General features: G+C 52.9%; 1 pseudogene. It reads right to left on the reverse strand.

Features of this window, described 5'->3' with window-relative positions:
- Positions 1–36: 36 nt before the first annotated feature.
- Positions 37–1,228: pseudogene (locus HMPREF2849_RS06470) on the reverse strand (IS3 family transposase).
- Positions 1,229–1,300 lie beyond the last annotated feature (72 nt).

The following is a 1,300-nucleotide window of genomic DNA, read 5'->3' on the forward strand; positions in this document are numbered from 1 at the left end:
GCCCGACCCCCGGAAAGTGGACACATCGGGGGCTAGCTATGCTGCTGTGGTCAGTATAGCCGAAGTCTCGGCTTCAAAGACATCAGGAGCTACGAGATTGCACCAGGAGTGCCGCCTGCGCGTGTTGTAGCGCATGCACCACCGGAAGACCTCTTGACGACAGCTAATTGGGTTGTCAAAGACTTTCCGATCACGCAGCACTTCCCGCTTTAAGGTGGCGTTAAAGGATTCTGCCAGGGCATTATCGGCACTCGTTCCAACCGCGCCCATGGACTGGCGCACACCTAACGACGAGCAGTAGTTCCTAAAGTCTTGTGAGGTGTACACGCTGCCGTGATCGGAATGGAAAATAGTCCCGTCAAGACTGCCGCGCACGCCGTGTGCGTGGGCTAGAGCATCGATAACTAGTGAGACCCGCATGTGGTCTGCGAGTGCATAACCTGCAAGTTTACGTGAATACGTGTCAATGACTGTGGCAAGGTACATGTTTTTGCCTCCCCTACACGGCAGGTAAGTAATGTCACCGACATACACACGATTTGGCTCGCCAGCTGTGAACTTGCGGCCTACTAGATCTGGCATGACACGGTGACCAGGCTTACGCCTGGTAGTAATGCATCGACGCCGTTTGCTAAAGCCTTTTAACCCCATGGATTTCATGATGCGTGCAACTTTCTTGTGATTGATCGGGGTATACGTCGTGTCCTCCTTGAGGCTTGCGGCGATGCGTTTAGCACCATAAAGCCCGTGCTCATCATCGAAGATGGTCTTGATTCTTGCACCAATAACGGCATCAGAATACATCTTTAACCTGCGTTTTTACGGGTGCTCACCCACTTGTAAAACGAGGAACGATTCAGCTTTAACACATCGCACATCCGCTTAACCGAGTACTCGGTTCGGTGGTCATCGACAAACTGGAAGCGGATCACCAGTGAGTCTCTTCGGCAAAATATTTCGCGGCCTTACGCAGGATGTCGCGTTCTTCGCGCAGCTTAGAGACTTCTTTTTCCAGCTGACGGATTCGCGCAGAATCATTCGCCGCTTGGGCTTGATCGTGCACGGCTTTAATGCGGGCACGTTTGCCAGTGCCGTACTTTTTGACCCAAGAATGTAGCGAGGCACGGTTGATACCGAGCTCAGCTGATGCTGAGTTCAGCGAGAGATCCTCGTTGTTCTCATAGAGGGCTACGGCATCGCGTTTGAACTGTTCGGAGTACCTGGACATGGTGGTAGATTACCTTTCTTCCCAGCTCGACTGGGCTGGATATCAGGTGTCCACCACATGGGGGTCAGGTCC

It is taken from the genome of Corynebacterium sp. HMSC073B01 (assembly GCF_001838255.1).
Classification (GTDB): Bacteria; Actinomycetota; Actinomycetes; order Mycobacteriales; family Mycobacteriaceae; genus Corynebacterium; species Corynebacterium jeikeium_D.